General features: G+C 42.4%; 24 protein-coding genes, 1 tRNA gene and 3 pseudogenes. 19 read left to right on the forward strand and 9 right to left on the reverse strand.

Going from position 1 to position 24,591, the window contains the following annotated elements:
• From F8S12_RS17440 to F8S12_RS17450, 3 genes and pseudogenes are all read left to right on the forward strand, one after another.
• Window positions 1-287 (forward strand): annotated as a pseudogene (locus tag F8S12_RS17440) (hypothetical protein); the annotation flags it as partial.
• 26 nt (window positions 288-313) lie between these two features.
• A pseudogene (locus F8S12_RS17445) lies at window positions 314-2,338 on the forward strand (response regulator); the annotation flags it as partial.
• A gap of 142 nt (window positions 2,339-2,480) precedes the next feature.
• Window positions 2,481-3,437 (forward strand): response regulator, encoded by a 957-nt coding sequence (locus F8S12_RS17450; RefSeq protein WP_196517400.1) that lies wholly within the window; start codon window positions 2,481-2,483, stop codon window positions 3,435-3,437.
• Window positions 3,438-3,638: 201 nt separating this feature from the next.
• Here F8S12_RS17450 and F8S12_RS17455 read toward each other — a convergent pair whose 3' ends face one another.
• Together F8S12_RS17455 and F8S12_RS17460 are read right to left on the reverse strand one after the other, a co-directional pair.
• Window positions 3,639-4,592, reverse strand: a complete 954-nt coding sequence (locus F8S12_RS17455; protein WP_196517401.1) for a heme o synthase — start codon at window positions 4,590-4,592, stop codon at window positions 3,639-3,641.
• A gap of 22 nt (window positions 4,593-4,614) precedes the next feature.
• Complete coding sequence (locus F8S12_RS17460; protein ID WP_196517402.1) at window positions 4,615-5,535, reverse strand: COX15/CtaA family protein; 921 nt, start codon at window positions 5,533-5,535, stop codon at window positions 4,615-4,617.
• Window positions 5,536-5,930: 395 nt separating this feature from the next.
• Here F8S12_RS17460 and F8S12_RS17465 point away from each other — a divergent pair, with 395 nt between their 5' ends.
• The 7 genes from F8S12_RS17465 to F8S12_RS17495 all read left to right on the forward strand — a co-directional run bounded on the left by F8S12_RS17465 (window position 5,931) and on the right by F8S12_RS17495 (window position 11,654).
• Window positions 5,931-7,013 carry a cytochrome c oxidase subunit II gene (locus F8S12_RS17465; protein ID WP_196517403.1) on the forward strand — a complete coding sequence of 361 codons (1,083 nt, stop codon included), beginning with the start codon at window positions 5,931-5,933 and terminating at the stop codon, window positions 7,011-7,013.
• A 102-nt stretch (window positions 7,014-7,115) separates the two neighbouring features.
• The gene (gene ctaD, locus F8S12_RS17470) at window positions 7,116-8,852 is read left to right on the forward strand and encodes a cytochrome c oxidase subunit I (protein WP_196517404.1); all 1,737 of its coding nucleotides are present in this window, start codon (window positions 7,116-7,118) and stop codon (window positions 8,850-8,852) included.
• Between the two features lie 121 nt (window positions 8,853-8,973).
• The gene (locus F8S12_RS17475) at window positions 8,974-9,600 is read left to right on the forward strand and encodes a cytochrome c oxidase subunit 3 (RefSeq protein ID WP_196517405.1); all 627 of its coding nucleotides are present in this window, start codon (window positions 8,974-8,976) and stop codon (window positions 9,598-9,600) included.
• Between the two features lie 95 nt (window positions 9,601-9,695).
• Entirely contained in the window at window positions 9,696-10,310 is a 615-nt protein-coding gene (locus F8S12_RS17480; RefSeq protein WP_196517406.1) for a hypothetical protein, read from the forward strand.
• A gap of 410 nt (window positions 10,311-10,720) precedes the next feature.
• Window positions 10,721-10,996 (forward strand): DUF433 domain-containing protein, encoded by a 276-nt coding sequence (locus tag F8S12_RS17485; protein ID WP_230968074.1) that lies wholly within the window; start codon window positions 10,721-10,723, stop codon window positions 10,994-10,996.
• A gap of 2 nt (window positions 10,997-10,998) precedes the next feature.
• Complete coding sequence (locus F8S12_RS17490; RefSeq protein WP_196517407.1) at window positions 10,999-11,214, forward strand: hypothetical protein; 216 nt, start codon at window positions 10,999-11,001, stop codon at window positions 11,212-11,214.
• A gap of 2 nt (window positions 11,215-11,216) precedes the next feature.
• Window positions 11,217-11,654 carry a PIN domain-containing protein gene (locus F8S12_RS17495; RefSeq protein ID WP_196517408.1) on the forward strand — a complete coding sequence of 146 codons (438 nt, stop codon included), beginning with the start codon at window positions 11,217-11,219 and terminating at the stop codon, window positions 11,652-11,654.
• 37 nt (window positions 11,655-11,691) lie between these two features.
• Here F8S12_RS17495 and F8S12_RS17500 read toward each other — a convergent pair.
• Window positions 11,692-11,764 (reverse strand) — tRNA-Val (locus F8S12_RS17500).
• Between the two features lie 136 nt (window positions 11,765-11,900).
• Between F8S12_RS17500 and F8S12_RS17505 the strand changes: the two genes are divergently transcribed.
• Both F8S12_RS17505 and mazG read left to right on the forward strand, forming a co-directional pair.
• Window positions 11,901-12,485, forward strand: a complete 585-nt coding sequence (locus F8S12_RS17505; RefSeq protein ID WP_196517409.1) for a metal-binding protein — start codon at window positions 11,901-11,903, stop codon at window positions 12,483-12,485.
• Window positions 12,486-12,534: 49 nt separating this feature from the next.
• Entirely contained in the window at window positions 12,535-13,350 is an 816-nt protein-coding gene (mazG, locus tag F8S12_RS17510) for a nucleoside triphosphate pyrophosphohydrolase (protein WP_196517410.1), read from the forward strand.
• Between the two features lie 139 nt (window positions 13,351-13,489).
• Here the strand turns inward: mazG and F8S12_RS17515 are convergent, their stop codons facing one another.
• Both F8S12_RS17515 and F8S12_RS17520 read right to left on the reverse strand, forming a co-directional pair.
• The gene (locus F8S12_RS17515; protein ID WP_196517411.1) at window positions 13,490-15,484 is read right to left on the reverse strand and encodes a zinc metalloprotease HtpX; all 1,995 of its coding nucleotides are present in this window, start codon (window positions 15,482-15,484) and stop codon (window positions 13,490-13,492) included.
• 95 nt (window positions 15,485-15,579) lie between these two features.
• Window positions 15,580-15,810 carry an MbtH family protein gene (locus F8S12_RS17520; RefSeq protein WP_196517412.1) on the reverse strand — a complete coding sequence of 77 codons (231 nt, stop codon included), beginning with the start codon at window positions 15,808-15,810 and terminating at the stop codon, window positions 15,580-15,582.
• Between the two features lie 274 nt (window positions 15,811-16,084).
• On the opposite strand from F8S12_RS17520, the gene F8S12_RS17525 reads away from it, so the two are divergent.
• Complete coding sequence (locus F8S12_RS17525; protein WP_196517413.1) at window positions 16,085-17,392, forward strand: glutamate-5-semialdehyde dehydrogenase; 1,308 nt, start codon at window positions 16,085-16,087, stop codon at window positions 17,390-17,392.
• Window positions 17,393-17,454: 62 nt separating this feature from the next.
• Here F8S12_RS17525 and F8S12_RS17530 read toward each other — a convergent pair whose 3' ends face one another.
• Complete coding sequence (locus tag F8S12_RS17530; protein WP_196517414.1) at window positions 17,455-17,958, reverse strand: GNAT family N-acetyltransferase; 504 nt, start codon at window positions 17,956-17,958, stop codon at window positions 17,455-17,457.
• 7 nt (window positions 17,959-17,965) lie between these two features.
• Here F8S12_RS17530 and F8S12_RS40695 point away from each other — a divergent pair.
• The 3 genes and pseudogenes from F8S12_RS40695 to F8S12_RS17540 all read left to right on the forward strand — a co-directional run.
• Window positions 17,966-18,106 (forward strand): annotated as a pseudogene (locus F8S12_RS40695) (type II toxin-antitoxin system VapC family toxin); the annotation flags it as partial.
• 2 nt (window positions 18,107-18,108) lie between these two features.
• On the forward strand, window positions 18,109-18,282 hold the full coding sequence (locus F8S12_RS17535; RefSeq protein WP_196517415.1) for a hypothetical protein: 174 nt from the start codon (window positions 18,109-18,111) through the stop codon (window positions 18,280-18,282).
• A gap of 101 nt (window positions 18,283-18,383) precedes the next feature.
• Window positions 18,384-18,608, forward strand: coding sequence for a hypothetical protein (locus tag F8S12_RS17540; protein WP_196517423.1), 225 nt, complete (start codon window positions 18,384-18,386; stop codon window positions 18,606-18,608).
• Here F8S12_RS17540 and F8S12_RS17545 read toward each other — a convergent pair.
• The 3 genes from F8S12_RS17545 to F8S12_RS17555 are packed head-to-tail and all read right to left on the reverse strand — an operon-like array spanning window position 18,601 to window position 20,772.
• A complete protein-coding gene (locus F8S12_RS17545; RefSeq protein WP_196517416.1) occupies window positions 18,601-18,936 on the reverse strand; it encodes a XisI protein in 336 nt (111 codons plus the stop codon). The genes F8S12_RS17540 and F8S12_RS17545 overlap by 8 nt on opposite strands.
• Window positions 18,924-19,340: a XisH family protein gene (locus F8S12_RS17550; RefSeq protein ID WP_196517417.1), complete on the reverse strand. Its 417-nt coding sequence runs from the start codon at window positions 19,338-19,340 to the stop codon at window positions 18,924-18,926. Before F8S12_RS17550 ends, F8S12_RS17545 begins: the two co-directional genes overlap by 13 nt.
• Window positions 19,341-19,359: 19 nt before the next feature.
• Window positions 19,360-20,772, reverse strand: coding sequence for an isochorismate synthase (locus F8S12_RS17555; protein ID WP_196517418.1), 1,413 nt, complete (start codon window positions 20,770-20,772; stop codon window positions 19,360-19,362).
• Window positions 20,773-21,078: 306 nt separating this feature from the next.
• On the opposite strand from F8S12_RS17555, the gene menA reads away from it, so the two are divergent.
• From menA to F8S12_RS17570, 3 genes are read left to right on the forward strand one after another with little or no spacing between them, the layout of a single operon-like run.
• Window positions 21,079-21,975, forward strand: coding sequence for a 2-carboxy-1,4-naphthoquinone phytyltransferase (gene menA, locus F8S12_RS17560; protein WP_196517419.1), 897 nt, complete (start codon window positions 21,079-21,081; stop codon window positions 21,973-21,975).
• Between the two features lie 13 nt (window positions 21,976-21,988).
• Complete coding sequence (locus F8S12_RS17565; protein WP_196517420.1) at window positions 21,989-23,008, forward strand: o-succinylbenzoate synthase; 1,020 nt, start codon at window positions 21,989-21,991, stop codon at window positions 23,006-23,008.
• A complete protein-coding gene (locus F8S12_RS17570) occupies window positions 22,993-24,402 on the forward strand; it encodes a 2-succinylbenzoate--CoA ligase (protein ID WP_196517421.1) in 1,410 nt (469 codons plus the stop codon). Before F8S12_RS17565 ends, F8S12_RS17570 begins: the two co-directional genes overlap by 16 nt.
• Window positions 24,403-24,591 lie beyond the last annotated feature (189 nt).

A 24,591-nucleotide genomic window follows, 5' to 3' on the forward strand; every position in this document is an offset into this window, starting at 1 on the left:
ATTATTTAGAACACATTGTTAGGCATAACGATAACCCTTGTATTACACGGGAAGACTCAGATTTTTTAGCTCCCATTCAACCAAGTATTACACGGCAGAGTGAGTCACATCAGATATCTAATACCACAAGCGCTAAACAACCTGTCGGTTTGCCACCGATAAGAGAACTTGAAATTTTACGCGATCGCATTTTGTCCCAACTGAAGTTAGGTAAGCAAGCTACTGGGTATAAAACTGCTCAGAAGGTTCTCAATCGTTTCATTGCTGAACTAATCGGTTCAGTTTAGCTGTTTGGGGAATTCGCCAACGGTATCCGAAAGCTGCCGAAAAGGATATCGAACTAGCCTACCTGATTAAACCGCAAGTTCCCATTCAGATCATCGGCGATTTGACTCGTCTACGCCAAATCTTAATAAACCTCCTCAACAATGCCATTAAGTTTACTGAAAATGGAGAAGTGGTACTTTCTGTTGAAGCAAAGCAAATTAAACTGAGAACTGGGGATAAGGAAGTGGAGAGAGGGTCACAATCCTCCACTGAAAATTTCACTTGTGTCAATTCAGGTGAGGTAGAATTTCCATCTGAATTGTCCTTTAGCGAAGAACCTCCTGAACACTCCCAACTTCTCTACGAAATTCAATTTGCCATTAAAGATACAGGTATTGGCATTGCACCAGAGAAAATAGAGCGGTTATTTCAACCCTTCACTCAGGCTGATGTCTCCATGACTCGACGCTATGGTGGCACAGGACTGGGACTGGTTATTAGCCAACGGCTTACTCAGATGATGGGCGGTACTCTTTGGGTGGAAAGCCAAGGGTTTATCGGTGGCAATCCTAGCTTGAGATGGCAAAGGGGAAAACTATCAACAAAGGCAAAAAACCGAAAGCAAGGGTTTCAAACCTCCACTGAATTCCAATTCAGTGGCTTCTCTTCAGGAAAAGTCGAATCTCTTTCTGAGGAGTTTCTCGTACCTCCTTACTCTTCCCAAGGTTCAACATTCTACTTCACCATTACTACCCAAGTGGCTACTGCGCCAGAGCAAGCTGAATTTAGCACTTCGCTAGTGCCCCTTGCTGGCAAACGGCTGTTAATTGTGGATGATAATCTGACCAACCGCGAAATTCTGAGCTTGCAAGCAGAGTCTTGGAAGATGCAAACTTATGCTGCCAAATCTGGTAAAGAAGCTTTAGCTCAACTTGCGAAGGGAACACAGTTTGATATTGCCATTTTGGATATGCAGATGCCGGAAATGGATGGTCTAAACCTAGCTCGTCAAATCCGCCAGCAATCTGGTTATCAAAATCTGCCTTTGGTAATTCTGACCTCTTTGGGTAGAGGAGGAACTTTCTCTGACTTTGGTAATGTCCAGTTTGCTGCTTCTTTAAGCAAACCGATTAAACAGTCTCAACTCTACGATGTCGTTACCCATGTTTTGGGTAATCGGCCGATCCAAGCTAGTATTTTTCATTCCCATTCTTCCTTGGTTGATCGGCATTTGGCACATCGCCTGCCACTGCGGATTCTTCTGGCAGAGGACACAGTTGTTAATCAGAAAGTTGCTCTACTGATGCTACAGAAAATCGGTTATCAGGCGGATGTCGTAACCAATGGGCTAGAAGTACTCAAAGCTTTGCAAAAACAGCCATTCGACGTAGTGTTGATGGATGTCCACATGCCAGAAATGGATGGGTTAGAAACAACTCGGAGAATCTGTCAGGAATGGAAAGTGGGTTTTCGTCCCTATATTATCGCGATAACTGCCAATGCAATGCGGGGCGATCGCGAAGCTTGTTTTGCTACTGGTATGGATGACTACATTAGCAAACCTGTTCAGCTTGAGGAGTTAACCCAGGCACTCAGCAAATGCCCACCCCAAAAAAGTTTTGAATTCACTTTTATAGAAAAACAAAGCAAAGGGATTTGTTTAGAATTGCAACCTTCGCAAAATATCCTCCAGGAAGGGCAAAACCAGACATTAAATATCGCTAAGATTGATCCGAAAACTATACAATTTTTGCGGGATGTCGTCACAAAAGATCATCTGGCATTTGCTGAACTGCTCCAGTGTTATCTGACAGAGGCATCAAGACAGGTGCAAGATATCAGTGTAGCTATCACAACTCAGGATGCTCAGACTCTATGGAAGACAGCCCACCAACTCAAGTCCAGCAGTGGCTCTGTTGGAGCGATCGCTTTGGCACAGCTTTGCAAGAAGTTAGAAGCACAGGGGTACAGCAACAAATTAGAAAACAGCCTAGAATTACTTTCACAACTACATCAAGAATATGAACAAGTTCAAACTGCTTTACAAAAAGAATTTGCCAAGGAAGCATAATAAAAGCCAATACAGTTCGGTTAAGGTTTTTTGATGAAAATTCTAGATCGAAAGACGCGATAAATCGCCTTCACGACGAAAGATTGATTATTGTAGAGACGGCGATTTATCGCGTCTCTTGCCTTAACCGAAAAGTATTGCAATGAAAGCGACTGCTCAAGAAAACCAATTTTTAGTTCTAATTGTTGATGATGAATTATTTACCCGCCTGATACTACGAAATTTCTTGGAGCGGGAAGGGTATCAAATAGTTGAAGCTCAAAATGGCAGAGAGGCTTTAACTCTTTTTAACCAACTGCACCCCGACATAGTACTCCTTGATGCCGTCATGTCAGATATGGATGGTTTCGAGTGTTGCACTCAGTTGCAGACTCTTGACTCTCACAAGCACACTCCAGTTTTAATGATTACAGGACTTGAGGATCAAGAGTCAGTTGACCGGGCATTTGCCGTAGGGGCAATGGACTATGTTACCAAACCGATCCACTGGCCAGTTTTGCGACAACGGGTAAAACGCTTGATTCAGCAATCTCAGTTACAGCAACAACTGGAAGCCGTTAATCTGGAATTGCAGAGATTAGCTACTATTGATGGATTAACTCAGGTAGCTAACCGCCGACGCTTTGAAGAATATTCCAACCAACAGTGGCAGCAAATGAAACGAGAGCAACGTCCTCTCTCCATGATCATTTGCGATGTTGATTTCTTTAAATTATACAACGATACTTATGGTCATCGGGTAGGCGATCGCTGTCTTCAAGAAATTGCTCAAGTTATCAAAAATATTGTTAAATGTCCTGGATATTTAGTTGCCCGTTATGGCGGAGAAGAATTTGCTGTGATTTTACCCAACACAGACACTCAGGGGGCGACTGATGTTGCGGAGAAAATTTGCCATGCTGTGCGAACGTTGGCAATTCCTCATCAAAATTCTCAAGTTAGTCCTTATGTAACCATTAGTGCCGGGTTTACGACAGAAATTCCTCAGCCAGATTCTGACTTGGAACAAATGATTGCCGCAGCAGATCGGGCATTGTATCAAGCAAAAACAGCAGGACGCGATCGCTTTCAGCAAAATAATTTTACTACCCAAAAATAAAAATTCCTCCTAGTGCATCACATCAGTAGGAGGTGGGATAGCAACACACAAAGACACGGTTATAAAAAACGGTAGATCCTAACATTTGGAAATGTTTTAATTATTCTAAATATAGTAAAAACTAATTTCAAAAGGAACACGGAGTGCATTGATATGCGATCGCGCCATTTTCCCAACGCGATCGCTAAACTTTCTCTTCCCCTAAGCAATAAAATGCAGATGACTGATCACCGCACTAATTAGATTATGGGTAACAGGAAGACTATCCACTACCATCCCCAGACACAACAGCATCATGTAGGAGATGGAATAGAGAAATAACTCTTTAGCTACAGCCCGATCCTCTGGATTTTGCAACAAACGCCAAGATTTGTGGATAAATAATCCTCCCAGAATTAGAGCGATCGCAGCATAAAGAATTCCACTTGCGCCCAAGGGATAAACCAATAACCCGGTTGCAACTACCGTAAGCAGGGTATAATACCAAATCTGCTTAACAGTTGCCGTAGTACCTTCAATCACGGGTAACATTGGTATCCCAACTTTTGCGTAGTCATCTTTAATCATTAGAGCTAGCGCCCAGAAATGGGGCGGTGTCCACAAAAAGACGATGGCAAAAATTAACCACGCTGACCAGCTTAATGTGCCAGTGACAGCAGCCCAACCCACTAACGCCGGAATTGCCCCAGCCGCCCCACCAACAACAATATTCTGCGTGGTGTGGCGTTTCAGCCAGTGGGTGTAGACCAAAATATAAAAGACGATGCCAGAGAAAGCTAATAAGGCGGCTAACAGGTTGGCAAATACTGCTAGGAGTGTAAAGGAAATTGTCGCCAGTGCGATCGCAAAAATTAGAGCATCGCGCGGCTGAACCTTGCCAGAAGGCATCGGACGATGGCGCGTCCGCTCCATGTCATAATCAATATCCCGGTCATAGACACAGTTAATCGTCTGGGCGCTTGCAGCTGCCATTGTGCCACCAGTCAGAGTTACTAGCAACAGCAATGGGTCTACTTCTCCCTTAGCAGCAATCCACATACTCCCAGCCGTAGTAATCAAAAGCAACGGAATAATCCGAGGCTTCGTTAGCTGGTAGTAACTTTGAATTACTTGTAAAAATGTTTCGTGGTGGCGAGAGACATTAGTCTCAATCATTTTGGCTCTGGTTCCTTATTTTTCAACAACTTTGCTGACTCACTGAGTCACGCAGTGCGAGAACTGTAAAAGCCACCAAAGTACCCAGCAAAGCAGCTCCTATAGCTTGGTGAGAGACGGTGAGAGGCTCGACTTGAAGATGTAATTTAAAAGTAGCGACTCCCAACAATATTTGTAAGGTTAACAACCCACCAGCCATATTTGCCAGTCGCCGCAAGGCTGGATGTAGAGCTGGTGTCCGCCAACAGATAAATACCATTGCCAAAGTTGCCATTGTTGGCGGCACAAAACCAGCAATATGACTGTACATCACAGTACAAAGTTGAGAACCGCCAAGGCATTGGTGTAGTGCCCAGCGAGAACCTACTAAAGCACCTAGCAAACTTTGCAGGTAAACCAGAACAGCCGCAGTTAAACCTACCCAAGGCAACTTACCAGAGGTTCCAGTTCCTTGATAGGGCGTGAGTGCCGTGCCAATAATCAGCAGGGTAGTAAAAAACAACAGTGCCGTTCCTAAATGGGCGGTAACGATATCAAACCGCAACAGTTCGGTAACGGTGAGTCCCCCCAAAATGCCTTGGAAGACGATTAAAAACAGGGCAAATGTGGATGCCCAAGGCAGCCAGGTGGGTAATAAACGACGATGCCACCAGGATAAAACGAAGAGTGCGATCGCGCTTACACCAATTAAAGCTGCATCCAATCTGTGAAACCACTCCAAGAACACCTGGAGATTCATTTGCTTGGCTGGCAGCAATTCGCCATAGCACAAGGGCCAGTCTGGACAAGCAAGTCCAGCATTCATCACGCGGGTGGCAGAGCCTATTGCCATCAAAATCAAGGTGGCTATACACATTCTCCACACCAAGCGACGAATCAATTCCTTGGGCTTTTGCTGCTGAACTGCCACTTCATTTTGTTGTTGTAGGACAAATTCGCTCATGAATGATACTTTCTGCCCGCTCTTGGTGGATCTCTTAAAATTTTCAATTTTCTTTTAGCGTTCCATCTTCACCCTAGCGTATAGGCTAAAGGTTTATAGATTAGCACTCACTTATACTTTGAATCACTCCAGCCAGGTTTTGCCTGAAGCTTTAGGTATTTTTCAAGATGTGAGAAATTGATTAATGACAATTAATTTAAGCATTTTAAATTTTTCCACTGATGTATAGCAACAGCCAAGGCAGTATTCATATAGTGACCTTGTACTCAAAATTAGTAAAATAGTCAAAAAAATTAATAAAAATTTCCGACCTTTGGCCCCTTTGTCTGGCAGCCTAGATTACCTTAGTAAGTGAGCAGCTTTGAAATAACATAGTAAATTCAATTAAGTAAGCCGTGAAGATTCCAAGTTCAATCTGGACATTACTCATTGGGATCGTGCTAACGCTAGTCAGCCTTTGGTACGGTCAAAATCACGGTCTGTTGCCAGCAGCAGCCACGGATGAAGCCGTCTTGGTGGATGGTTTGTTCAACGCGATGATGATCGTTTCTACAGGTATATTCATACTCGTAGAAGGTATTTTAATTTACTCTGCATTTAAATATCGTCGGCGTGCAGGTGACAATGAAGACGGCCCACCAGTTGAGGGCAATGTACCTCTAGAAATTCTCTGGACGGCGATCCCAGCAATTATCGTTTTCGGCATTTCAGTTTACAGTTTTGATGTGTACAACGAAATCGGTGGCTTTGATCCCCATGCTATCCATGCAGCACCGATGAATCAGGAATCGATGAAAATGCCAGGGGCAGCTTTAGCAGCGACTTTAAGCGATACTCCCCCCGGCACCGAACCCAACCTCAATCAAGAAAAATCTGATGAGGCAATGCAAGACCCAGCTACCGCAGAAGTCCGCAATGCTGACCAAATTCCCCAACTGCGGAATGCCCCAGGTGTAGGTATTGTTGCTCCGACAATTGGGGGTAGTCCCGAAAAAGCAGGCAAACCACCAGCATTGCTAGTCAACGTTACTGGTCTACAATATGCCTGGATTTTCACCTATCCTAAAAGTGGTATAACAACAGGTGAAATGCACGTCCCCATCGGGCGCGAAGTGCAAATCAATATGACAGCCAACGATGTGATTCACGCCTTCTGGGTGCCAGAGTTTCGCCTGAAACAAGATGCGATCCCCGGTAGACAAAGCGAGATTAGCTTCACTCCCAAAAAAGCAGGAGATTATGTCCTGATTTGTGCTGAACTTTGTGGCCCATATCACGGAGCGATGAGAGCACCAGTAGTCGTTGAGACAGAAGAAGCCTTTGATAAATGGCAGCAAGAGCAGCTAGTTGCCAGCAAAGAAACGCTAAATCAAGCCGTTGCTGTTAACCCTGCGGATCTATCCCCAAATGAATTTCTTGCCCATTACACCAAGGACATGGGAATTCAGCCAGAAATCCTCCATCAAGTTCACCATTAGTCATTGGTCATTAGTCATTAGTCATTAGTCATTGGTCTAAATAAATGACTAATGACAAAGGACAACTGACAAAGGACAAATGACAAAAGATAACTAACGACTATGACACAAGCTCAGTTGCAAGAAACTGCCAATATCCCTGCCCTTCTTGAGGAACCAGGGATCAGAAAATGGCAAGACTACTTTGGCTTCAACACCGACCATAAGGTGATTGGGATTCAATACCTAGTCACCACATTCGTTTTCTACTGCATTGGTGGCGTGATGGCTGACTTGGTTCGTACAGAACTGCGAACCCCAGAAGTCGATTTTGTCACCCCTGAAGTCTACAACAGCTTGTTTACACTGCACGCCACGATCATGATTTTCTTGTGGATCGTGCCAGCTGGTGCGGGTTTTGCGAACTTCCTCATCCCCTTGATGATTGGGGCAAAGGATATGGCATTTCCGCGCTTGAATGCTGTTGCCTTTTGGATGATTCCCCCTGCGGGTATATTGCTGATCACTAGTTTAGTGGTGGGCGATGCACCGGATGCGGGTTGGACTTCCTACCCTCCCCTGAGCTTGGTAACAGGTCAAGTAGGTGAGGGAATTTGGATTATCAGCGTTCTGCTACTAGGTACGTCATCGATTCTAGGGGCAATCAATTTCCTCGTCACATTGATCAAGATGCGTATCCCCAGCATGGGGATTTACCAACTGCCCTTGTTCTGCTGGGCGATGTTTTCTACCTCGGCACTGGTTTTGGTATCTACGCCAGTGTTAGCAGCAGGTTTAATTCTGCTTTCCTTTGACTTAATTGCTGGGACAACATTTTTTAACCCAACAGGTGGTGGCGACCCAGTAGTATACCAGCACATGTTCTGGTTTTACTCTCACCCAGCAGTTTACATCATGATTTTGCCCTTCTTTGGGGCAATTTCAGAAATTATCCCCGTGCATTCCCGCAAGCCGATTTTTGGCTATAAAGCGATCGCCTATTCCTCTCTCGCCATCAGCTTTTTAGGGCTAATTGTTTGGGCACACCACATGTTTACCAGTGGTATCCCCGGTTGGTTGCGGATGTTCTTTATGATCACCACCATGATCATTGCTGTACCCACGGGAATTAAAATTTTCAGTTGGTTGGCAACTATGTGGGGTGGGAAAATCCAACTCAACAGTGCCATGCTGTTCGCAATGGGCTTTGTCGGCACCTTTGTGATTGGCGGGATCAGTGGCGTGATGTTGGCAGCAGTGCCCTTTGATATTCACGTTCACGACACCTATTTTGTAGTTGCACACTTGCACTATGTCCTATTTGGTGGTAGTGTCCTCGGCATTTATGCGTCGATTTACCACTGGTTCCCGAAAATGACGGGACGAATGCTGAACGAATTTTGGGGTAAGGTTCATTTTGCCTTGACAATAGTAGGTCTAAATATGACCTTCTTACCTATGCATAAGCTGGGAATGATGGGCATGAACCGCCGCATCGCCCAGTATGACCCCAAGTTCACCTCACTGAACGAAATCTGCACGTATGGTTCTTATATACTGGCAGTCTCGACATTTCCCTTCATCATCAATGCTATTTGGAGTTGGTTGTACGGCGAGAAAGCTGGTAATAATCCCTGGAGGGCACTTACCTTAGAGTGGATGACTACCTCACCACCAGCGATCGAGAATTTTGATCAAACGCCAGTACTGGCTACGGGTCCCTATGACTACGGTTTGGAAAGGGCTAAAGAAAGTGTACCTTTGTACGATCCCAATCCAGTCTTATCTGGTGGCCCAAACTCAGTGTTAAGAGCAGAACCCGACCCAGCATTTGCTGCCAATCCCGAAGACCGCAAATAAACAGGGAATTGGGTATGGGGCATTGGGCATGGGGCATTGGTTAATAATCAATAGTTCTTCTCCCCCATCTTCCCATTCCCCACTCCCGACTCCCCACTTGTCCTCTAAGCATTAAAAATTCATGCAAAGTCAAACTATTGACTCAGCTAAAACTGAACTAAATCATCACCATGCGGCGGAAGCAGCAGTTGGTCATCACGAGGAACATCCAGACTATCGCCTGTTTGGGCTAGTTGTCTTCCTGATTGCTGAAGGGATGATTTTTATAGGGTTGTTCGGAGCTTACTTGGCTTTCCGTGCTACCTTACCTGTGTGGCCCCCAGCCGGAACCCCAGAATTAGAACTATTGCTACCTGGAGTCAACACCATCAATCTAATTTCTAGTAGTTTTGTCATGCACAATGCCGACACTGCGATTAAAAAGAACGATACGCGGGGTGCACAATTCTGGTTAGCAATTACTGCAGCAATGGGTGCTATTTTCTTGGTGGGTCAAGTATATGAATATACCCATTTAGAATTTGGTTTAACTACCAATTTATTTGCTAGCGCATTTTACGTTTTGACTGGTTTCCACGGATTGCACGTTACTATAGGCGTTTTAGCGATTGTTGCTGTGTTGTGGCGATCGCGCGTTCCGGGTCACTATAGTAATGAAAAGCACTTTGGTATTGAAGCAGCCGAAATCTATTGGCATTTTGTTGATGTGATTTGGATTATTCTATTCGGATTACTGTATTTACTTTGAGTCTTAATTATTAATTGTTCACTTTGCGCGAACAACTTAATCAGCCCTGCTTCTGGCGGCAGGGCTGATTAATTAACAAATTATCAGGTAGAAGGATGGCATACAGCGATTTTAGTCTCGCTAAGGTGAAAAAGAGTTTTGACTTAACACTCGATGAAACTCGTAATTTATTTGCTGATACAAAACCTGTTACACCATCAGAAACTCTCAGAACTATCTTAATTGATTACATTCCTTTAGCAACTGCGATCGCAACCGAAAAAGCTAGGTCAGAGTTTTTAATTGCACCAATTCTGGCAGAGGTTAGACGATTATTAAATAATAAAATATCACTGTTTTCTGGGAATGAATTTAATGTTGATGCGACTCAAGGCTTGCAAGGTTTTTGCGATTACATTATCAGCAATTCCCAGGAGCAATTATTTCTTTCTGCTCCGGTAATGTTTATTTTTGAGGCGAAAAAAGAAGATATTATCGGCGGTCTTGGTCAATGTGTAGCGGCAATGATTGCGGCGCAGTTGTTCAATCAAAATCAAGGCAATGAAGTTGGGCGGATTTATGGTTCGGTTACGAGTGGAACTAACTGGAAGTTTTTATTTTTAGAAAAAACGACTGTTTATATAGATTTGTCTGACTACTATATTAAAGAAGTTGATAAAATTTTGGGTATTTTATTGCAACCTTTTCAGCCTGTTTTAACTGCTGTTTGAATATATAGCAATGCCATTGAGCTAGCTTCTGGACAATGCCCACATCTGTCTTGTCTTGACCTTCTTGCTTCAGTGTTAATTAGCGATTAATTGTTTAAATTTGGGTCAAAAACAAGGGTGTTGGGTATAGGGGGTAGGGGGTAGGAAATAAATCAGTATTGGCTCTGAACCCACCACTGATTTAAGACCACCAAATCGGAGATTTGGTGGGGGCTTGTACCCTATTGGTTCCGGGGCGGGGTGTACATAAATAAGAGAGTTTTTTCTTTTGACCCTACACCCCACACCCCACACCCTACACCTAGTTTCGGTCAATTGTTGCCATAGCAAGGACATCCAAAATCTTTTCTACAAGCGGACTCTCTTACTGGTGCGTTGGCGCAGCCCAACCTAGGCATCGCCCATAATAGATGAAGCCCCATAAAGGTAAACTGGTATGGATTGGAGAACTTATATTCATTCAGACCCGAAAATTCTCCGATGGATTGCCTGTTGTCAAAGGAACGCGGCTATCTGTAGAATTCATTTTTGGGTTGTTTGCCGAAGGTTGGACAGAACAGCAAGTCACAGAAAGCTACCCAACTCTCAGCGCTCCTGCAATCCAAGCTGTGTTCGCATTTGCAGCGGAGTGTCTCAAAGAAGATGTATTTTACACATCGTTACTGTCTACATATAAGAGAGATTAAAGATGCTGAATGCGATTGAGTTTCAAGCCAAGATTCAAAATGGTTTAATTCAGATTCCCGATGAGTACAAACAAGAACTCGGTGAAGGAGATGATATTAAAGTAATTGTTTTGGTGAATAAAAAATCACCTAAAAAAAGAGACATAATTGATGAGTTAACAGAGAATCCCATTCAAGTGGATAGTATATTCAACCGTGAAGAAATTTATAACCGATAATTATGAGTTCTGGTGCATCTTTTATTGATACGAATGTTTGGCTTTATCGTTTATTTGATGATAAGAAGATGGAGGTTGCAGAAAGAACAAAAAAGCGTAATATTGCTATTGCAATTACGCAAACTGAAGGAATCATCATTAGTACGCAGGTTGTGAATGAAGTTGTTGCCAATTTGTTGAAGAAAGCAGCCTTTAACGAAGAGCAAATTAAAGCTGTGATTCAGTCGCTTTATAGTCGCTGCACTGTATTAGAGTTCAATCTGACTATTTTTGAATCTGCATCAGATATCCGCAGTCGATATAATTTTTCTTTTTGGGATAGTCTAATTATTTCTTGTGCCCTATCCGCAAGAGCAAGTATTCTCTATTCTGAAGATATGCAAGATGGGTTAGTAGTAGCTGATCAATTAGAGATTGTGAATCCATTTAAAAAAGGCTAGAAACCGCATTTAAGCTGTTCTAGCCTTTTTGAATTAATGGGCAGTACCAGACTCGAACTGATGACGTCCTGCTTGTAAGGCAGGCGCTCTACCAACTGAGCTAACCGCCCTTTTGACTAATCCTTTATTAATATAGCAAAACATTTTGCATTGCGCTAGTAGTTTTAAGAAAATCTTTTTTTCTCTTATACTGAGTCAGTTACTCAACACGGGCTAAAGGCCCCGCTATCGCTAACAGGATTTAGGATGCCCTCTGGTCGGACGCACGATCGCATTACTATGTATGCTCTGCCGTTAGTGGCGGGCGTTACTTTCTGGCAAACTCGCAGTAGCAATGCGACTTTGTTGGTTGCAGGCGGGTTTCTATTTGGAGGGCTGATGTTTGGCCCCGATTTGGATATTTATTCTGTGCAATTTCAACGCTGGGGTTTCTTGCGCTGGATTTGGCTACCTTATCAAAAAAGTCTCCGTCATCGTTCTTTTTTATCCCACGGGCCGATTATTGGCACGATCCTGCGGGTAATTTATCTTGGCTGTTTGATTGCTATGTTGGTAATTTTCGTTTTGGCGATTGCCGAAAAGTTGTGGAATCTGAGTTTTACTTGGCAGGATTTGGGGGGAACTGTGGGGCGATCGCTTGTGGATTACGATACTGAATATATTGCTCTGTTTTTGGGGTTGGAATTGGGTGCGATGAGTCATTCTCTCAGCGATTGGGGGGGATCGGCATATAAGCGCTTTCAGAAGCAGGGGGTGCGGGGGTTGCTTTCTAGTGGCAAAATTAAGAAGCGGAAAGTGATCAGGAGGGGTCAGACTAAGGCGAAGAAATGATTTTTAAACGCAAAGGTACGCAAAGGGAAGCGCAAAGGTACGCGGAGGTATGGAAAATAAAGATGAGGTTTTGGGGGCGTTGCAGGAGTTGATTGAGGTGGTGGAGAGGTTGCGATCGCCTGATGGTGGTTGTCCTTGGGATTTGGCTCAAACTGCCGAAACGCTGACGCCTTATGTGATTGAGGAAGCTTATGAGGTGGTGGATGCGATTAAGAGTGGGGATAAGGGGGCGATCGCACAAGAGTTAGGGGATTTACTATTGCAGGTGGTACTGCAAGCCCAAATCGCTAGCGAATCTGGGGAATTTTCCCTCAAAGAAATAACTCAGGGGATTTCTCAAAAGTTGATTCGCCGTCATCCCCATGTGTTTGGTGATGTGTCGGTGGCAAATGTGGATGAGGTGCGGCAAAATTGGGAACAAATCAAAGCTGCGGAAAAAGGCGAAGGATCTCCAGATACGCAAAAACTTAGTGCTAAACTCGGTCGTTATGGGCGTACCCTTCCCCCACTAACGGCGGCGATGAAGATTTCTCAAAAGGCTGCGGCTGTCGGGTTTGAGTGGGAAAATATTCAGGGCGTCTGGGATAAGTTTTATGAGGAGTTGGGGGAGTTTCAACAGGCTTTAGCTGAAGAAACCCCAGAACGACAACAAGCAGAATTAGGCGATTTACTGTTTGCGGTGATTCAGCTTGCCCGTTGGCATAATCTTGACCCTAGTGTTGCTTTGCAGAGTACGAATCAACGGTTTGTCCAGCGATTGGAAAAAATGGAGGCAGTTGTTGATCGTCCCCTTTCTGAGTACAGTTTGGATGAGTTAGAAACTCTGTGGCAACAGGCAAAAGCTCAACTTGCTAAGGAGCAGTAATACCAGTTTACAATTCACTGGGTGTACTGCTGCAAGCTATATTCACCTAGTTTCTGACAAAAAAAACGGAGGCAGTTGAAACGCCTCCTTAAAGCTTGGATGAATTGAGAAATGCTTTGACCACAGGCTATAAACTCAGCTATCTGCTGCTCAAAAACATAGTCAAGACCACTCCCAGGATAATCGATCCACCCCCAAGAATGAATGACCAGAAACGATGATAACTGTTGACAATGGTGCCATTTTTACTTTGGAGTTGAATCAGATCCATCCAAGGTGCAATACCCCGACGGAACCAACCCACTGTCTCAACTTGTTCACCAATTAAGCTTTGGACTCGCTTCATCCCAAACAGGAAATTGCCGATGGGGCCAAAGCGTGAGGCGTAATGCAGATAAAGCATTCCACTACGATCTTGGATTTTTAAATCGGAACCAAACTTATAACCAGCGTCGCCACGACCAATTAGTTGACCTTCTAGTTTTGCAGGTTGTCCGCGCAACGGACTGGCGTAGGGATCTGACATCAGGGTGAGAATGTCAGTTTTCGGTGCTTGCTGGTAGTTAGGAAACATTACTAAGGCTTTAACCACAATTCCGATCCCTAAGCCCATAAGTGGCGCACCTAATACTAAACCTGTGTTTGGGGAACTTGACCACAAAATCACACCCATTAATAAGCCAATGAAGAAACCGATTGTTTCAGCGCCATACAGTACAACATCTAAAAAGAAGTTGCCGTAAAGCTTACTTTTACTCAGAGTTTTTCCTTCTCCAATAACTCGCCCCATATCAAACTCAGTCGGTAAACCCAACTGTTCGGCATAAGCGCTGAGTGCACGGACTCGTTTGCCAGTCAGGGGGTGAGTCGAATTTAACTCCATCCACCAGCCCCAAGGGTTAAACATATCCCACAAAAAGACGCGACCAATTTTTTGGGTATCGGATGCAATGCGGTAGGCGGTTCCTGTGGAAGCGGCGGCTTTATGGTCATAAATACCTAAGGCGCGAGTCCCTTCAATTAAACGGCTGGGTTCTTGTGTCCGTGAACCTTCTTCTAATATTCCATAGGCAATCTTTACCAAAGCGCGGGATAATCCATTGGGATTACCTGTACTTTCGGCGGCAAAGTGGTCAGCAAAATATTCTCGTGTTCGGGAAAGATACAGCAGTAGATAAGTACCAAGGACATAAAAGACGTAGGCAACTAAGGCAGCAGTTTGCATGGCATCTTTGATTTTGCTATCGCCGCCACGCCCAAATCTTCTGGCTGTGCTGTAAATTAGGTAACAAATTTGCACTAAGGTGGAAGCTACTGTCATCACTGCAAAGTCCCAGTGGACGATGTGGCCTAGTTCGTGGGCGTAGACAGTAGCAATTTCATCATCATCTAAGTATGTGAAAAGTCCCTGACTGACGACTAACCGGGCACTGTTAGGTAATGAGCCATAAGTAAAAGCCGTGGGGTTTTGATCGTTAATAATTCCCAAACGGGGCGTTTTCAGCTTTTTCTCTTGACAGATTTGGCGAATAACTTTAGCTGTCTCTGGACTGAGGTTCTCAACTTCTGCCAACTGTATCCAACGAGTTTGGTAAAGCCAGCCTTGGGTTAAGTCCATGAGAAATGGAGACAGGAAAAAGGCAGCGATATTAAAAACTAGGGTAATACCAATAGCGATCGCTAGTCCTTGGAGTGGATCGTCGCTACCCAAAATAAATACTAAGCTCAAACCTAAAGCGAAGACCATGCCAAACAGCAAGGTCATGGTGACACCAGAAGCTAAGGTCAAACTACCACCCACACCCCCCATCGTTAATTTTATGCCAGTGGTAGCGGCGCGACTAGCTTTTTGGCTGGCGTTAGACTGAGTTGCTGGCGTTTGGCGGAAGGACTGACTAGCTTGTTCTGCCCAACTGCGAGCCTGTGGGTTTTCACTCATCATTAACTTTTGACACAGGACTTTAGCTTTTTCGATTTCGCCTGTACCTTGATAGGCTTTTATCAGCGACATCTGTGCTGAAAGATAATCAGGGGAATCGCGCTCAACACAATTGCGGCAGAATTGTTCGAGTAATTTAACCGCTTCTTGATAACGTTCTTGTTTTAAGGCATCTAATCCAGATTGCAATGACATAGGATCTCCCTAATGAAGGAGTAGTATTTAATTGATTAATACTCAATAGATCCAGCGATCGTCATCGCAATTACGGAAAATGACGCATGTATAAATTATTTTTGGCGCTGAGACTGTTGTTCTTCCATTTTCTTCCTCAGGCTAAGTGGCCTCATGTCTGTCCAAACTTCCTTAATGTAATCCAGGCATTCTTGCTTTGTCCCAGTTTTGCTGACAGCTTTCCACCCAAGAGGCTCTTCTCGGTCAGTGGGCCATATCGAATATTGCTCTTCGTCATTTACTACAACTTTGTAAATTGTGGTGTCTTCTTTGTCAGCTGTAAACATGGTTGTCTTTTGTTAATTACTTAGTTTTACTTTGTGTGGATCAAGGGTCTGTGTCTTTTTGGTTGAGACAGTTTTGCTGAGGCTGTTAATATACAGCATTTTTCTGATACTTATACATATTCTCACCGTTACTACGAGAATAGATCAGACAGTTAACTAACTAATTGCAACAAAGAGAAAATAGTTAGCAAAAGAGCAGGTTGATAAATAACCAAGGTTGATAGGATGGATAAATGCCAAAGTATTGTGCCATAGTTAAAAGCTATTGTGTGACATGACTATTTTCCAAGTTGCTTCTCCCCTAATTACGATCGCAGCACAAACCCGCCAAGCTGCAAGTAAACTAGCGATTCTCTCCACTGAGGCAAAAAATCAAGCCCTTGTTGCGATCGCTCAAGCTTTAGAATCAGCTAAAGATGAAATTTTACAAGCAAATGTTGCCGATTGTGAAGCTGCTACTGCGGTCGGAATTCCCAAACCGCTTTATAAGCGCTTACAGCTGGATGAACATAAATTAAGAGATGCGATCGCTGGGGTGCGAGATGTCGGTAAGCTGGATGATCCAGTTGGTAAGGTGCAGATTCACCGCGAACTCGACACTGGCTTAATTCTCAAGCGGATTACCTGTCCTTTGGGCGTTGTGGGGATTATTTTTGAAGCACGTCCAGAAGCAGCGATTCAAATTGTCTCTTTGGCGATTAAGTCGGGTAATGGTGTGATCCTCAAAGGTGGAAAGGAAGCGGTACGTTCTTGTGAAGCGATCATTAAGGTAATTAAACAAGGATTATCTCATACTGCTGTTAACCCTGATGCAGTACAATTGCTAACAACTAGAGAAGAAACTTTAGAACTTTTGAAGTTAGATAAATATGTAGATTTAATTATTCCTAGAGGTTCTAACTCTTTTGTGCGGTTTGTGCAAGAAAATACTCGCATTCCGGTATTAGGTCACGCCGAGGGGATTTGTCATCTATATATAGATCAAGCAGCCGATATTTCTAAAGCAGTTTCGGTTACCGTTGATGCTAAAGCGCAATATGCTGCTGTTTGTAATGCTATTGAAACTTTGTTAGTTCACTCCTCGATTGCTACAGAGTTTTTACCAAAAGTTGCCGATGCTTTGCAAGAATGCCATGTAGAATTAAGAGGTGATAAAAGCACTTTGGAAATTTTGCCTGACATTGTAACTGCAACAGAAACAGATTGGGAAACAGAATACAGCGATTTTATTTTGTCAATTAAAATTGTGAATTCTTTAGAAGATGCGATCGCGCATATTAATGAATACGGTTCTCGTCACACTGATGCAATTATCTCTGAAGATTTAACAGCTGTGGAAACTTTCTTTGGACTGGTAAATTCAGCGAATATATTCCACAATTGTTCTACCCGATTTGCTGATGGTTTCCGTTATGGTTTCGGTGCAGAAGTAGGAATTAGTACGCAACAAATGCCTCCCCGTGGCCCCGTTGGTTTAGAAGGATTGGTGACATACAAATATCAAATGACTGGTGATGGTCATATTGTAGCGACTTACACCGGAGCGAATGCTAAGGCTTTTACGCATCAGGATTTGGGCTAAAACATCTCAAAGTTATGGGCTTTAGTAACCCTAGAAATACACCAATTTATCGGGTGTATTTTTTATCTTAATAGTCTTTCTGAATTGTCAAAAGTTTTAATTAGTCCATGCCATCGGTCATCATTTAAGAAAACCTCGTCAAAGACTCCATTAGTGTATTGACTAATTACCTTGCTCCAAAAGGCTTGTGCGCCTAAGTTAAAAGCAGTCTGCCGTACCTCCCAACTGCCAGGAAACTGGTCGAAAATTTGAGTAGCTACCTGTTTACCAATGCCCAGACTTCGATACCTTTTGAGGATAAAGAACTCAGCAATAGACTTAGCATTGTTATGAATGTAAGCGTGCTGATTAACAAGTACAAACCCTGCCAGTTTCTCATCAACTTTAACTAAAAATGGCTGTCGCTCAGGTTCTGTCCAATAGTAATCAAGATATTGATAACCAAACAAGCCGAAGGCATCTACATCTTTAGCTTCTATCTCACTCAGGTCATATTGGTATAATTCCATTAAATTGCATAGCACTGACTTCTGTTGTTGGGTAGCTTTGACCACTTCAATTTTCATAAAGCATTACAGTTTGAACTATTTGTTAACCTTGAATTGTAAACATATTGCTAATGCTCAGATGCAGAAAAAATTATCACAGATTAGTCTTGAAGCTGGATACGAGCTACCGACAATTTGTACACCTTATGAATTAATGGGAGAGTAAAAATGTGGAAAGATGAAGTTCTGGAAGAAATTTACAGAACTCGAGAAGAACACGCCAAGTTATTTAACTACGATTTACAGGCAATTTGTGACGATTTGCAAAAGAAGCAAGCTGCTAGTGGAAGGCAAATAATCTCAGTACCACTCAAACAACCAAGTCAGCAGTCTAACAAATAGCTGCACCCGACCCAAGCAAATTTTAGTGATTTAGTGTTGCAAAATCATTGGCGGCTGATAAATTAGCCATTAAACTATTGTCTGGACAGAATAGCAAAGTAATGTCATCCGAATTATTTCAGCACGAAGGGCAAATCGAAATGAGCGAAAACGATTTGAACAATATCTCACGTACTAATTGGGAAGCTTTGGAATCGATATCAAATGACGAGATTGATTATTCTGATATTCCACCGTTAACTGATGAGTTTTTCGAGAAAGCAACATTGAGAATACCAGCACCAGTATACAATCTCGCACGATCGCCAGATTTAAAATTTATGTAACAGCAAAATCAGTATACTTTCTTATTTCGGCAGGTTGAAAGGCTAGAACGATGTGATCTTTAGGAATGCCGGCACTGAGGAATTCGTTAGCAATACCATCTTCCGTACCATCTCTTTGAATCCAAATTTTATCGTTGATAATATCAATGTGGACAAGACACCCATGTACCCGTTGTTTGTTTTCCCAGCCAAGTGTGAGTAGTAGGTAATGATTTGCATTTTCATCAATAATTAGCTGTCTTTCTAGTTCTCCATAAGCGTAGGCAAGTTGGGCATATTCGGCTAATATTTTTTCAATTATTTTACGATAATTAGCTAAGATATCCATTCTATAATCACCTCTAGTTCTGAATCGAAGACGAGTAAACAAAGACGCTGATTTTCTATCAATATCTTACCAATTGGTTCTTGGAACAATTCTGAGTATGTTTGTTGACGAATAGCAAGATACAAGCGGCGGTCTGGTTCTAAGCGAGTTAGAATATCGTAGTATAAAATATATTGTCCCAGAGCCTTTTCTAAATCGGTTACTGGAGAAGCACCAATAAAGCTTTTAACTTCTACTGCTATTTTATGCCCCCTTTTCTCTGCTGCTATTAGCTTTTGGGCACCTAAATCAATATATAAATCTCTTGCACCCCATCTTAAGATAAATGGATCATTGGTAATATGCCAACTCTCTTTTTCAAGGGCGTTTCTAACAGAATCGTGGTAAATATCTTTAGCTGGCATACTACATTAGTAATTAACTTTAAACTAACGCCTTCAACAAAGCCTGAAGTTTAAGCTGCACCTCTGCAAACTCTCTATCAGGATCAGAACCGGCGACGATACCAGCACCAGCATACAATCTCGCGCGATCGCCATCAATTAATGCTGAACGAATTCCTACAATAAATTCACAATTTCCGTGAGAATCTATCCAACCTAAAGGCGCAGCATACAAACCCCTCTCAAAGCTTTCGTAACGACGAATTTCGGCACAAGCAACATCTCTAGCTGCACCAGCAACGGCTGGTGTAGGATGCAATTGCGCGACAATCTTTAATGGGTGAATGTTAGGCGGAACTCTAGCACTGATTGGTGTCCATAAATGCTGAATGTTAGATAATTGTCGCAGGCGGGGTGCTAATATTTGAGGTAACAAACCTAGCTGGGATAGGCGTTGAGTTATGAAATCAAGTACTAGCGAATGCTCGTGCCTTTCTTTTTCACTATTGAGTAAGTGATTGGCATTGGCTGCATCTTCAGCAGGCGTTTTACCTCGTGGTGCAGAACCAGCTAAAGCATCTGTGATTAACTGTTGATTATTAATACTAATTAATCGTTCTGGACTTGCACCAATAAAGTTTTGTCCTTTCCCATTACTTGTAGAAAAAATATAACAATTCTGATGTATTTGTCTGAGATTATCTAATGATTTAACTAAGTCAAAATGATTACTAGACTTTACATCTAATATATCTGCTAGAACAATTTTCCTTAAATTACTAGAGCGGATTTTTTCTAAAGCAGAAGCTACCGAAGATTTAAATTTAGCAGCATTTGTAATGGATTTTTTGTAGAAGTTTGTCGGAAAATGAATATCTGGAGAGTAATATTTTAAGGATTGCAAAAACTCAATTTTTCTTTGCAAAGTCTGTAACAATCTTTGAATATTGACATTCGCAGTGATAATTGTATTTGTTACTAATATGCATTGCTGATTTTTTACAGCTACTTGCCAACGGGGCAAAAAAACGGTAGCAGATGGAAATGGATAATCTACTTGAGTATTTTTATCAAAAAAGCTAAAATAACAAAAAAAGTGAGGGCCAGAAAAAGGTTGGTTAATATTTCCAAAATTAATTATATTTTTTATACAGGATTTGATAAAATATTCAGCTTTAGTAAAACGTTCTGTGCCATCAATTTGTAATTTTTCTATAGCATCAATTGCCGCGATCGCTTCTCCTTTACCTTTGTCTTCAAAGTAAAAATTTATTTCATTTGCTTGTGTAAGTTTATCTAATACAAGTAAAGGATCAACTAAATCGATCTCTTGGGAGATACTGACAATTTGCCTGCTATTGGTTTTAACGCACTTTTCTTGCACTGTTAACAGAAATTGATATAAATCTTTGTGGTCTACAAAGAGGTTGCTACGACATGGTGAAACTGTCATGGATCTATAGTAAATTTTTTTTAAGTTAACTTCCTAAAGTGTAATTAATCGTGGTCGTATTTCTACAGGTAACATATTAAGTTGCCATTTCACCAGCGTAGAGTTTGCCTTGTTCGTGGTGTTCCTAGACCCTAACAAGCAAGTTACACCCTTGGGCTGCAATGTGAGGGTGCATGTTAACAAAGCAATGTTAACGAGCCACAGTAAAAGTAGCAGTTGTTTGTACCTTACCAATATCTAGCGTCTCTTTAAATCATAAAATCTAACATGTAAGTAATATTCCGGTAATTTAATTAATCACGACTGATGACTACCAAGCAGATTTTATATCCCAACACTAAGTTATGGATGGCAGCGATTAAACCGCCGATGTATAGCGTTGCCATTATGCCCATTTGGGTAGGAACAGCAGTAGCATTTGCCGAAACCAAAATTTTCAATGGTGCAGTATTTTCTACTTTTGTAGCTGCGGCAATCTTAATTCTTGCCTGGGAAAATATTAGTAATGATGTCTTTGATTCCGAAACAGGAATTGATCAAAATAAGCACCATTCTCTGGTGAACTTAACTGGCAATAAGCCATTAATATTTTGGATAGGAAATTTGTGTTTAGGTTTGGGGTTGCTGGGCATACTAGCGATCGCTTTTTGGCAACAAGACCTAACTGTGATCGGTATAATTCTACTGTGTTGTGGTTTGGGCTATATGTACCAAGGGCCTCCCTTTCGCTTAGGATACCAAGGTTTAGGCGAAATTCTTTGCTTTTTTGCCTTTGGCCCCTTAGCAGTGGAGGCAGCATATTACAGCCAAACCCAAACTTGGTCAAATACGAGTTTAGCAGCTTCAGTGATTGTCGGGATTGCCACAACCTTAATTTTATTTTGCTCACACTTTCACCAAGTTAAGGATGACATAGCGGCAGGTAAGCGATCGCCTATCGTCCGTCTAGGAACAGCAAAAGGTGCCCAACTCCTAATTTTGTTCACTGGTAGCATTTATCCTCTCACCTTATTGTTTGTGCTGTGGGGAATTTCTCCAGCTTGGACATTGCTGAGTTGGGTAAGTTTACCCTTTGCCTTCAAATTATGTCGCCATGTCCAAGAAAATCACCACCAGCCGGACAAAGTTAGTAACTGTAAATTCATTGCCGTAGCCGTGCATTTCTGGAGTTGCTTGCTGTTAGGTTTGGGATTTATGCTTTAGCAATTATTAATTGATGCGTTATCAATTTGAATTTCGTCCCTATCAGCGAAGATTTGTGCGAACACTGACTACCAATCATGGTAATTGGGATATTCGTAAAGGTATCATCCTTCGTCTCACCGATGAATCAGGTAAAGTCGGCTGGGGAGAAATTGCCCCCATCAGCTGGTTTGGTTCGGAAACCCTAGAACAAGCCTTAGATTTTTGTCGCCAACTCCCAACAGAAATCACAGACGAGACAATTTTCTCTATCCCAGATGAGTTACCTGCTTGTCAATTTGGCTTTGAGTCGGCGCGAGAGATGGGGAGTGGGGAGTGGGGAGTAGGGAGTGGGGGAGATAATTTTATAACTCCTAACTCCTCACTCCTCACTCCTAACCCTTCACTCTTCTACAGTGCCTTATTACCAGCCGGGGAAGCGGCTTTAAATCAATGGGAAACGTTGTGGCAGCAGGGATATCACACGTTTAAGTGGAAAATTGGGGTGTATGCGATCGCTGATGAACTAGAAATTTTTGAGTCACTGATACACGCCTTACCAGCCTTTAGCAAACTGCGATTAGATGCTAACGGTGGACTCAGCTATGAAGAAGCTAACTTATGGCTGTGGACTTGCGACAATCTCAAAGCAAATGCAGAACTAGCCATAGAAATTGAATTTATCGAACAACCTCTACCCGTTGAGCAATTTCAGGGAATGTTGGAATTAAGTATGAGTTATAAAACTGCGATCGCCTTAGATGAGTCTGTCGCCACACTTGGGCAACTCGCCGCTTGTTATCAACAAGGTTGGCGAGGGATTTTTGTGATTAAGCCTGGGATAGTTGGATCACCATCTCGTCTGAGAAAGTTTTGCCAACAGTATAAAATTGATCTCGTATTTTCATCAGTATTTGAAACTGCGATCGGTAGACTTGCAGCACTCCAATTAGCAGCAGAATTATCCCGAAACAACAGGGCTGTTGGTTTTGGCATCGACCACTTTTTGGAACAAGAAGATACATGGCCTCAAAGTCTATGGAACGACCTTTAGACTGTCTTAAAAACCTGGATCAGCATGATTGGCTTATTGGTTATAACAGCCGTCAATTTAATCAAATAGTTCAAGAATTATATCTACAACTAACACAATTATCAGCGTGTGAAACACCACCAAAAATCCTCTTAGCTGAACGCGAACCAGTGCGATTCTTAGCAAGTTTTATTGCCGCTTGTGCAGCTAATTGCCCAGTTTTTCTTTGTAACCCCGATTGGGGAACACAAGAATGGCAACAAGTTTTTGATTTAGTAAACCCAGACATTATTTGGGGAGAACTCCTCCACTCTCCTACTCCCCCACTTCCCCACTCAGCACGGGCTAAACGCCCCGCTACCGCTAACAGCACTCAGCACTCAGCACTGATTATGATTCCCACAGGTGGTTCATCGGGGCAAATTAAGTTTGCTATCCACACTTGGGAGACTCTCGTAGCATCTGTACAAGGATTTACAGAATACTTTCAATTAAAGCAAGTCAATTCTTTTTGTGTATTACCGCTATACCACGTTAGCGGCTTGATGCAATTTATGCGCTGTTTTACCACTGGGGGTAAACTAGCTATTCTGTCATTCAAAGCAGTAGAAGCAGGTCAAATCTTAAATATTAAACAATCAGACTTTTTCATATCTTTAGTACCAACCCAGTTACAACGTCTCCTAGAAAATCCAGAATTAACTAAATGGTTGTCCCAATTTAATACTGTACTTTTGGGAGGTGCGCCAGCATGGAACGAACTACTAGAAAAAGCAAGATTCCATCATATCAGGTTAGCACCAACTTATGGGATGACAGAAACAGCCTCTCAAATTGCCACCCTCAAACCAGAGGATTTTCTAGGTGGTAAAATTAGCAGTGGTGAGATTTTACCCCATGCCCAAGTAACAATTCACAATCAACAAGGCGAAATTTTAAATTTAAATCAAATAGGAAATATTATCATCCATGCTCAATCTCTAGCCCTTGGATACTATCCTCAAATATGGGGAAATCAAGACATTTTTCAAGTGGATGATTTAGGTTTTTTGGATGATCAAGGTCATTTAAACATTGTCGGACGTAGTAGTAATAAAATCATTACAGGCGGAGAAAACATCTACCCGACAGAAATTGAATCAGCTATCAGAGCCACTCAAATGGTTGTTGATATTTGTATTATTGGCATACCAGATAAACATTGGGGACAAGCATTAACAGCTATTTACATTCCCAAAAAACCAAATACCTCTGCCTTAGAAATCCAAAATTTACTCAAAGACAAACTCAGCAAATTCAAAATACCCAAATACTGGATTCCCCAGCAAAACCTATCCCGTAACTCTCAAGGTAAAATTAACCACCAACAATTACAGCAAATAGCTATAGAATTTCTACAAAATCCCATTACATAATCTCTCTCGACTTTCTTCTCTCTACGCCCTTTATATTGTAGAACTTACGCTTAAGAGATCCCCCAACCCCCTTAAAAACCGGGCTTTAAAGATCCCCCCCTTTTTAAGGCTACAGTGTACACACAAGTCCTAAAAACCTAACTTGATAAGGCTTTCCTCGTTCCTGGGCTGCCGCCTGGGAATGCATTC

It is taken from the genome of Nostoc sp. WHI, from assembly GCF_015714725.1.
GTDB lineage: Bacteria > Cyanobacteriota > Cyanobacteriia > Cyanobacteriales > Nostocaceae > Nostoc.

Excerpts from the sequence above, each read along its gene's own strand:
- F8S12_RS17460 (WP_196517402.1), bottom strand. The coding sequence starts at position 5,535 with ATGAGCGAATTTGTCCTACAACAACAAAATGAAGTGGCAGTTCAGCAG.
- F8S12_RS17550 (WP_196517417.1), bottom strand. The coding sequence starts at position 19,340 with ATGCCAGCTAAAGATATTTACCACGATTCTGTTAGAAACGCCCTTGAA.
- mazG (WP_196517410.1), top strand. The coding sequence starts at position 12,535 with ATGGAAAATAAAGATGAGGTTTTGGGGGCGTTGCAGGAGTTGATTGAG.
- ctaD (WP_196517404.1), top strand. The coding sequence starts at position 7,116 with ATGACACAAGCTCAGTTGCAAGAAACTGCCAATATCCCTGCCCTTCTT.
- F8S12_RS17505 (WP_196517409.1), top strand. The coding sequence starts at position 11,901 with ATGCCCTCTGGTCGGACGCACGATCGCATTACTATGTATGCTCTGCCG.
- F8S12_RS17520 (WP_196517412.1), bottom strand. The coding sequence starts at position 15,810 with ATGTTTACAGCTGACAAAGAAGACACCACAATTTACAAAGTTGTAGTA.
- F8S12_RS17530 (WP_196517414.1), bottom strand. The coding sequence starts at position 17,958 with ATGAAAATTGAAGTGGTCAAAGCTACCCAACAACAGAAGTCAGTGCTA.
- F8S12_RS17525 (WP_196517413.1), top strand. The coding sequence starts at position 16,085 with ATGACTATTTTCCAAGTTGCTTCTCCCCTAATTACGATCGCAGCACAA.
- F8S12_RS17475 (WP_196517405.1), top strand. The coding sequence starts at position 8,974 with ATGCAAAGTCAAACTATTGACTCAGCTAAAACTGAACTAAATCATCAC.
- F8S12_RS17540 (WP_196517423.1), top strand. The coding sequence starts at position 18,384 with ATGTCATCCGAATTATTTCAGCACGAAGGGCAAATCGAAATGAGCGAA.
- F8S12_RS17480 (WP_196517406.1), top strand. The coding sequence starts at position 9,696 with ATGGCATACAGCGATTTTAGTCTCGCTAAGGTGAAAAAGAGTTTTGAC.
- F8S12_RS17515 (WP_196517411.1), bottom strand. The coding sequence starts at position 15,484 with ATGTCATTGCAATCTGGATTAGATGCCTTAAAACAAGAACGTTATCAA.
- F8S12_RS17545 (WP_196517416.1), bottom strand. The coding sequence starts at position 18,936 with ATGGATATCTTAGCTAATTATCGTAAAATAATTGAAAAAATATTAGCC.
- F8S12_RS17495 (WP_196517408.1), top strand. The coding sequence starts at position 11,217 with ATGAGTTCTGGTGCATCTTTTATTGATACGAATGTTTGGCTTTATCGT.
- F8S12_RS17485 (WP_230968074.1), top strand. The coding sequence starts at position 10,721 with ATGAAGCCCCATAAAGGTAAACTGGTATGGATTGGAGAACTTATATTC.
- F8S12_RS17450 (WP_196517400.1), top strand. The coding sequence starts at position 2,481 with ATGAAAGCGACTGCTCAAGAAAACCAATTTTTAGTTCTAATTGTTGAT.
- F8S12_RS17555 (WP_196517418.1), bottom strand. The coding sequence starts at position 20,772 with ATGACAGTTTCACCATGTCGTAGCAACCTCTTTGTAGACCACAAAGAT.
- F8S12_RS17490 (WP_196517407.1), top strand. The coding sequence starts at position 10,999 with ATGCTGAATGCGATTGAGTTTCAAGCCAAGATTCAAAATGGTTTAATT.
- menA (WP_196517419.1), top strand. The coding sequence starts at position 21,079 with ATGACTACCAAGCAGATTTTATATCCCAACACTAAGTTATGGATGGCA.
- F8S12_RS17570 (WP_196517421.1), top strand. The coding sequence starts at position 22,993 with ATGGAACGACCTTTAGACTGTCTTAAAAACCTGGATCAGCATGATTGG.
- F8S12_RS17565 (WP_196517420.1), top strand. The coding sequence starts at position 21,989 with ATGCGTTATCAATTTGAATTTCGTCCCTATCAGCGAAGATTTGTGCGA.
- F8S12_RS17455 (WP_196517401.1), bottom strand. The coding sequence starts at position 4,592 with ATGATTGAGACTAATGTCTCTCGCCACCACGAAACATTTTTACAAGTA.
- F8S12_RS17535 (WP_196517415.1), top strand. The coding sequence starts at position 18,109 with ATGTGGAAAGATGAAGTTCTGGAAGAAATTTACAGAACTCGAGAAGAA.